Raw genomic sequence first — 7,670 nt, 5'->3', positions numbered from 1 at the left:
GACCCGTCCCGCTGACCCCGCCGGCTGACCCGAGACGCTGCCCCCACCCGGCCTAGGCTCGCCCCCATGACGGAGGACGCGATCCACGACGTGCTGATGGTCGGCTGCGGGGACCTCGGGTCCCGCATCGGGCTGAGGTTGGCCGAGCGCGGCCACCGCGTGCTGGCCCTGCGCCGCGACGCCGCGAAGGTGCCGTCACCACTGACCGGGCTCTCGGTGGACCTCACCTCCGAGGTGCCCGCCCTTCCCGGCCTGTCCCTGCGGTTCCTCGTCGTCGCGCTCACCGCCCGGCCGCGGACCGAGGACGCCTACCGCGCGACCGTACGGGTCCGGCCCGACCACGCGGCGGACGTCAGGTAGTCGCCGCGAGGATCCCGCACGCTGACGCGGACGCGCAGGGCTGCGCCGACGTCGGTGGACGTCACGCGGTAGCTCGTGCGCGTGGCGCCCTTGATGGCTCGCGTCCCGCGGTACCACTGCACCGACGTCCGCAGCCCTCGCCCGGGTGCCCACGTTCCGGTGCTGGCCGTGAGCACCTTCCCACGCCGGGCCGTGCCCGAGACGCGCGGAGCCGTGGTGGCGACGAGTCGCCGGTCGAGGGTGATGCTCCGAAGGGTCACGGTGCCGCCGTCCGGGACGGTGAACGGGCGAGCGGCCTGCTCGCTCAGCGCACCGCCGTTCCAGCGGGTGCCGACGTAGCGCGTCCGACCTTGGTCGTCCCGCAGACGTGCCGCAGCGCGCACCCGGTACCGGCCGGGCTCGACGCGGATCGAGCCGGAGGCGTCGGTGCTGGTGACGACGCGCCCGTCGAGGTCGAGGACCTCTACCAGCAGGCCGTCGTGGTCCTCGAGGTCCTCCAGTCCGTCGCGTTGCTGCACCGGGACGTCGACGCTCCCGTAGGACCGCAGCAGCTGCACCGGCACCGTGGTGCTGCCGCCGTCGACCACCGTCACCCTGGGCGCTGTCGTGCGGGAGGTGGCGCCGTCCTGGAGGGCCGGCACGTGGTCGGTGCTGCCGTAGGCGAACGAGAGCACGTAGCGCCCCGGCTCGATCGTGGCGAAGGCGTACGTGCCGTCGCGACGGCTCGTGGTGCGGTATGCCGGGGCCGCGGCGCGCGAGGCATCCTCGCGGTACGCCCAGACCTGGACCGGCTTCGCCGGGGCGCCGTCGACGTCGACCAGCGTCCCGTGGAGGCGGCCGACCGGGGCCGGGGGTCCTGGGAGGAGCCTCACGTCGAGACCGCTGGTTCGCGAACCCTCGGTGGTCGAGACCGGCGTCGCGTTGGCGAGGTCGGACCCGCCCCCGTACCACTGCGTCAGGTAGGTCCCGGCGCGGTCGACGAACTCGATGCGGACGTCGTCGAACGCCGACAGCCGCGCGGTGCGATAGGTCCCGTCGGGTCCGGTCAGCCAGAAGCGGTCGGTCGTCCGCCACCGGTCACCGACCCGGAAGTAGGGGCGCACACCGACGTTGCGCAGCGGACGGCCTGCCTCGTCGGTCACGGTCCCGGCCAGGTATCCCGACACGTCCACGACGTGGTCGCCGAGGGCCAGGGTCTCGTCCGCCGTCACCGTCAGCACGGTGGCCGAGGCCGCATCGGTGCCGCCGATCCACCGCTCGTCGGGGCCGTCGAAGGAGCCCAGCAGGGCGACCCGGTACCGGCCGGGTCGGACCCGGACGGAGAAGTCGTGGTCCTCGTCGTTCTGCCAGGTGTCGAGCACGAGGTCCTCCGTGCCGTTCTCGGGCCGGAGGCGCACCTTGACCGGGATGCCGACGCCGTACTGGTCGCGCACCGAGCCGCTCACCAGCCCGGTGCGCTCGGTGAGCCTCAGCTCCAGCTCGCCGTCGCCCGAGCGGAACCACCGAGAGGTGGACCGGTAGCGACCGGTGGGGTCCGAGGCGGTCACGAGGTACTCGACGTCGTCGGGGAGGTCGAGCGAGAACGCGCCGCGCTCGTCGGTCGTGGTCGTGGCGACCGCGGGCGACAGCCTGTCGTCATGGGCGGTCACCGTGAGCCCCTGCAGCCCCCGACCGGAGGAGTCGTCGGTGACGCGGCCGGTGACGACGACGGCCGCACCCGTCGCGGCCCCCGCCGGAGGCGCGACGAGCGCCGTCGCCAGGACGGACAGGACGACGGTGAGCAGGACGTGACGACGCATGGATCCCCCGGATCAGCCGGGCGGGATGCCCGGGACGTCGACGAGTGTAGGGACGCGACGACCCGGTGTCCGCGTCTTCGCCAGGATCGCCTCTACGGTGGGGACATGCGTCCCGTCGTCGTCGACCTGGCTCGTGATCCGGACGGCTACGCCGCCTTCCACGACGCCTACGCGCGCGCCCACACGGAGCGCTTCGACGAGCCGTGGGGGTTCGCCGAGAAGCGCACCAACCTGACCAGCGACGCGTACGCCGAGCACGTCGTCGTGGCGGGTGAGGTCGACGGGGAGGTCGTCGGGGGAGCGTGGGTGTCGTTCCCGCAGCAGGACAACCGGACGCTCGCCTACCTGCACGTCTTCGTCGTGCCGGAGGAGCGTCGTCGAGGGCACGGGAGCCTGCTGCTGCGCGAGGTCGAGCGGCTCGCGCAAGAGCGCGGTCGGGCGAACGCGTTCGCGGAGGCCTCGTGGCCGGTGGAGCAGTCCGAGGGGCCGGGGTCGGCGTTCGCGCTGTCGCACGGGTACGCCGTCGACCTGCTCGACGCGATCCGCGCTCTCCCGCTGCCCGCCGAGGTCGCCCCGCCGGTGTGGCGCGACGGGTACACGTCGGTGGCCTGGCGTCGCTGCCCCGACGAGTGGCTCGACCAGTACGCGGTCCTGCGGGCGCTGATCCTCGCGGAGGCGCCGTCAGGGGAGGTAGGGCTGGAGCCCGAGTACTTCGACGCCGAGCGGGTGCGTCACGAGGAGGCCCGCTGGGCCGAGCAGGGCCGGGTCGGGCAGACGGTCGCCGCCGTCGCGCCCGACGGCACCCTCGCCGGCCACACCCAGCTCGTGGTGCCCGACCACGGCGACACCGCCTACCAGTGGGACACGCTCGTCCTCCCCGCCCACCGTGGCCACGGCCTCGGGCTCGCGATGAAGACCGCCGCCCTCGACGAGGCCGCCGACCTCCTCTCCGGCCGCGCCCGCGTGACCACCTGGAACGCCGCCTCGAACACGCCGATGATCGCGGTCAACGAGGCCCTTGGCTACCGGCAGGTGGCGTGGGCGGCGGAGCTGGTCAAGCCGTTGGGTCGCTGAGGGTTTCGACCTGCGGCTGTGCTGCTCGTCCTGCGGCTGCGCTGCTGCGGCTTGTTGTTCGGGTGGGGGTGCGCTGGCGCAGCTCCTCGTTCGGGTGGGGCTGCGTTGGTGCGGCTTCGACTCGTCCTGCGCTCCGAAAGGGCCTCGACCGGGCGGCTGGCGACCGCGCTGGTCTGGGGTCTCGGGCTGCGGCTTGGTGCTGGGGGTGGACGCAAGAATCTGCGTTTGCGCCCCCTCAGCGGTGGATCTGCCACAGAAACGCCGGCGGGGTCGGACGTGCGTTGTATCCCGAACGCTTCTGCGTTCGCGACGGGATCCCGTAGGAAACGCAGAAGTGTTCGCCCTCCAATGCACGAACGCAGAATCTCGCGTCCCCCGCGAGCCACAGCCCGAGAACCCGGGCCACCGCGCCCGCCAGCTGCCCGGTCGAGGCCTTTCGGAGACCACCCCCAGCGAGAGCCGAGGCAGCGCACCAGCAAGCCCAGACCACCTGCGCCAGCGCACCAGCAAGACCGGACCCCCCGAGGCAGCGCACCAGCAAGACGAGACCCCCCCCGGGGGCAGCGCACCAGCAAGCCCAGACCCTCCCGCGGCAGCGCACCAGCAAGACCAGACCCCCGCGGCAGCGCACCCGCAGGACGACGCCCAGCAGGACCCCCGCGACGTCACATCTTGCGGAACCGCACCCACTTGACGGAGTGGTCGCTGCCCTTGCGGAGCACGAGGTCGGCGCGGCCGCGGGTGGACTGGATGTTCTCGCGCAGGTTGGGCCAGTTGATGGTGTCCCACAGCTCCTCGGCGCGGGCGACGGCCTCGTCGTCGGTGAGGCTGCTGTAGCGGTGGAAGTAGGAGGCCGGGTCGGCGAAGGCGGTGCGGCGCAGGGCGAGGAACCGGTCGACGTACCAGCGGCGGATGTCCTTGCTCGACGCGTCGACGTAGATCGAGAAGTCGAAGTAGTCGCTGACCGACAGGCCGGGGGAGCCGTCGCCACGGTCCTTCGCCGGCGCGAGCACGTTGAGGCCCTCGACGATGACGATGTCGGGCCGTTCCACGACCACCGTCTCCTCGGTGCGGTCGTAGGTCAGGTGGGAGTAGACGGGGGCGGTCACCTGCTCGACGCCCGACTTCACGTCGATGACGAACCGCAGCAGCGCCTTGCGGTCATAGGACTCCGGGAAGCCCTTGCGCTGCAGGATGCCGCGACGCTCCAGCTCGGCGTTCGGCCACAGGAACCCGTCGGTGGTCACCAGCTTCACGTGCGGGTGCTCGGGCGACGTCGACAGCAGCTCGCGGAGGAGGCGGGCGGTGGTCGACTTGCCGACGGCGACCGACCCGGCGACGCCGATGACGAACGGCGTGCGCTGCGGCTGCGGCTCGCGCAGGAACGACTCGGTGGCCTCCCAGAGGCGGGTCGCGGCGCGCACGCGCAGGCTGATGAGCTCGGTCAGCGGCAGGTACACCTGCCGCACCTCGTCGATGTCGAGCTCCTCGCCGAGGCCCTTGAGACGTTGGACGTCGTCCTCGGTGAGGGGCTGGGGGACGTCGTCGGCGAGGTCGGCCCACGCCGACCGCTCGATCTCGACGTACGGCGAGAGCTCACGGGCCATGACGCCATCCTGCCGGTACCGGGGCCCACGGGCGCTCCTGGGTACCCTGGAGCGCATGTGCGGAATCGTGGGATACGTCGGGCACCGCAACGCCCTCGACGTCGTCATGGGCGGGTTGCGACGGCTCGAGTACCGCGGGTACGACTCCGGCGGTGTCGCCCTGCCCGACCCCACGACCGGACGGATCGCCTGGGCGAAGAAGGCCGGAAAGCTGGCCAACCTCGACGGCGTCCTGGCCGAGACGACGATGCCGGAGACGACCACCGGCATCGGCCACACCCGCTGGGCGACGCACGGTGCGCCGAACGACCGGAACGCCCACCCGCACCTGAGCGAGGACGGCCGCCTGGCGGTCGTGCACAACGGCATCATCGAGAACTTCGCGGTGCTGCGGGCCGAGCTCGAGGCTGCGGGGAGGACCTCACGACCGCGATGCAGCGGGTCTGTCAGATGCTCGAGGGCGCGTTCACGCTGGTCGCCGTCGACGCCGAGGACCCCGACCGGGTCGTGGCCGCGCGCCGCAACTCCCCGCTGGTGGTCGGTGTGGGCGAGGGGGAGAACTTCCTCGGCTCCGACGTGTCGGCCTTCATCGAGTTCACGCGCGAGGCCGTCGAGCTCGGCCAGGACCAGGTCGTCGCCATCACGCGCGACTCCATGACGGTCACCGACTTCGACGGCGCGCCCGCCGAGACCACCAGCTACCACGTCGACTGGGACGTGTCCGCCGCCGAGAAGGGCGGCTACGACTGGTTCATGCTCAAGGAGATCGACGAGCAGCCGCAGGCCGTCGCCGAGACGCTGCTGGGACGCTACGGCCGGTCAGGCCGCCTGCAGCTCGACGAGATGCGCCTCAGCGACGACGAGCTGCGCGACGTCGACAAGATCATCATCATCGCCTGCGGCACCGCGTCGTACGCCGGTCTGGTCGCGAAGTACGCGATCGAGCACTGGACGCGCATCCCGTGCGAGGTCGAGCTGGCGTCGGAGTTCCGCTACCGCGACCCGATCATCGACCGGTCGACGCTCGTGGTGGCGATCAGCCAGTCGGGCGAGACGATGGACACGCTCATGGCGATCCGCTACGCCCGGCAGCAGCGGGCTCGGGTGCTGAGCATCTGCAACACCAACGGCTCGACCATCCCGCGCGAGTCCGACGCGGTCATCTACACGCACGCCGGCCCCGAGGTGGCGGTCGCGTCGACCAAGGGCTTCCTGTCGCAGATCGTCGCCTGCTACCTGCTCGGTCTGTACCTGGCGCAGGTGCGGGGCGTGAAGTACGGCGACGAGATCGACGCCATCATGGCCGCGCTCGAGAAGCTGCCGGCCGGCATCCAGCGGATGCTCGACGAGGGCGAGCAGGTCCGCAAGCTCGCGGCCGAGCTCGTCGACACCCGTTCCGTGCTGTTCCTCGGCCGCCACGTCGGCTACCCCGTGGCGCTCGAGGGTGCGCTGAAGCTCAAGGAGCTCGCGTACCTGCACGCCGAGGGGTTCGCGGCCGGTGAGCTGAAGCACGGTCCGATCGCGCTCATCGAGGACGGCATCCCCGTGTTCGTCGTCGTGCCGCCGAAGGCCCGCGACCAGCTGCAGGAGAAGATCGTCAGCAACATCCAGGAGATCCGCGCGCGCGGTGCCCTCACCATCGTGCTCGCCGAGGACGGCGACGACGACGTCGTGCCGTACGCCGACCACCTGATCCGGCTGCCGAAGGTGCCGACGCTGCTGCAGCCGCTCGTCGCCACGGTGCCGCTGCAGATCTTCGCGTGCGAGCTGGCCGGTCTGCTCGGCCACGACGTCGACCAGCCGCGGAACCTCGCCAAGTCCGTCACGGTCGAGTAGACCGCCGTGTCCGGCATCAGGGGCGCCGCGCACCTGCGCTCGGTCGGCGCGGCGCGGGTCAGCGTGTCGTGCTGGCACGGCCCGCCGGTGGCGACGGCGTCCGTCGTGGCGGAGGCTTGAGCCCGTGCTGAACGCCCACACCGTCGCCCAGGTCCGTGCTGCCGAGGAGCGACTGGCCGCCGAGATCGGCTGGGACGCGCTGATGCAGCGAGCTGCCCGCGGTCTCGCCGACGCCCTCGCCGACGTGCCGGCCGGTGCGACGGTCCTCGTCCTCGTCGGCCCCGGCAACAACGGAGGCGACGCGCTCTTCGCCGCCACGCACCTGCTCGCCCGTGGCGTCCGCGTCGACCTCGCGCTGCTCGACCCCGACGCCGTCCACGCCGAGGGACTGGCCGCGGCCGAGGCGGCCGGGGCCCGGCGCGTGTCGTCGCCGGGCGACCAGCGGTGGTGCCTCGACGCGCTGTTCGGCATCGGCGCACGTCCCGGCCTCGAGGGACGTGCGGGGGAGTGGGCCGACTGGACCCACGACACCGACGCCCACGTGGTCGCGGTCGACGTCCCGTCGGGCGTGGCCGTCGACACGGGCGCCACCTCCGGCCGGCACGTCCGCGCCGACCGCACCGTCACGTTCGGCACCCTCAAGGTCTGCTCGATCGTGGGGCCCGCCGCCGACGCCGGCGGCGGAGAGCCGCCGACGCTCGTCGACATCGGCCTCGGCCCGCACCTCGACGCGCCGACCGTGACGTCGCTCGAGGCCACCGACGTCGAGCTCCTCCGCCGGCACGTGCCCGGCGCCGCGTCGCACAAGTACGCGCGTGGCGTGGTCGGGGTCGACGCCGGCTCCGACGCCTACGCCGGCGCCGCGCACCTGTGCGTCGCGGGCGCGCAGTCGGGACTTGCCGGCATGGTGCGCTTCGTCGGCAGCGACACCCTCGCGGCGCGGGTGGTCGACCGCGCACCGGAGGTCGTGCACGGCCGCGGACGGGTGCAGGCC

6 protein-coding genes and 1 pseudogene are annotated in these 7,670 nt (G+C 72.6%); 5 read left to right on the top strand and 2 right to left on the bottom strand.

Features of this window, described 5'->3' with window-relative positions; translation table 11 throughout:
- The first annotated feature begins 66 nt into the window (after positions 1-66).
- The gene (locus A6Q79_RS18300) at positions 67-360 is read left to right on the top strand and encodes a hypothetical protein (protein WP_317698932.1); all 294 of its coding nucleotides are present in this window, start codon (positions 67-69) and stop codon (positions 358-360) included.
- On the opposite strand, the gene A6Q79_RS18295 is transcribed toward A6Q79_RS18300, so the two are convergent.
- Positions 309-2,159 (bottom strand): carboxypeptidase-like regulatory domain-containing protein, encoded by a 1,851-nt coding sequence (locus A6Q79_RS18295; RefSeq protein ID WP_286689815.1) that lies wholly within the window; start codon positions 2,157-2,159, stop codon positions 309-311. The two genes, A6Q79_RS18300 and A6Q79_RS18295, sit on opposite strands and share 52 nt — an antisense overlap.
- Between A6Q79_RS18295 and A6Q79_RS18290 the strand changes: the two genes are divergently transcribed.
- On the top strand, positions 2,148-3,233 hold the full coding sequence (locus A6Q79_RS18290; RefSeq protein ID WP_286689814.1) for a GNAT family N-acetyltransferase: 1,086 nt from the start codon (positions 2,148-2,150) through the stop codon (positions 3,231-3,233). The genes A6Q79_RS18295 and A6Q79_RS18290 overlap by 12 nt on opposite strands.
- A gap of 665 nt (positions 3,234-3,898) precedes the next feature.
- On the opposite strand, the gene coaA is transcribed toward A6Q79_RS18290, so the two are convergent.
- On the bottom strand, positions 3,899-4,840 hold the full coding sequence (gene coaA / locus A6Q79_RS18285; RefSeq protein WP_067859692.1) for a type I pantothenate kinase: 942 nt from the start codon (positions 4,838-4,840) through the stop codon (positions 3,899-3,901).
- Here coaA and A6Q79_RS18785 point away from each other — a divergent pair.
- The 3 genes and pseudogenes from A6Q79_RS18785 to A6Q79_RS18275 form a co-directional block, all read left to right on the top strand.
- Positions 4,839-5,288 (top strand): annotated as a pseudogene (locus A6Q79_RS18785) (hypothetical protein); the annotation flags it as partial. The gene coaA and the pseudogene A6Q79_RS18785 sit on opposite strands and share 2 nt — an antisense overlap.
- Positions 5,273-6,676 carry a glutamine--fructose-6-phosphate transaminase (isomerizing) gene (gene glmS, locus A6Q79_RS18280; RefSeq protein ID WP_369038033.1) on the top strand — a complete coding sequence of 468 codons (1,404 nt, stop codon included), beginning with the start codon at positions 5,273-5,275 and terminating at the stop codon, positions 6,674-6,676. The pseudogene A6Q79_RS18785 and the gene glmS, both read left to right, overlap by 16 nt.
- Before the next feature lie 124 nt (positions 6,677-6,800).
- Positions 6,801-7,670, top strand: an 870-nt coding sequence (locus tag A6Q79_RS18275) for an NAD(P)H-hydrate epimerase (RefSeq protein ID WP_317698931.1), incomplete at its 3' end; no start/stop codon positions are given.

It is taken from the genome of Aeromicrobium sp. REDSEA-S32_B7 (genome assembly GCF_001626145.1).
Lineage (GTDB): Bacteria > Actinomycetota > Actinomycetes > Propionibacteriales > Nocardioidaceae > Aeromicrobium > Aeromicrobium erythreum.
Note: the sequence above shows the minus strand (reverse complement) of the source record. Positions and strands in the feature narration are given on the sequence as shown.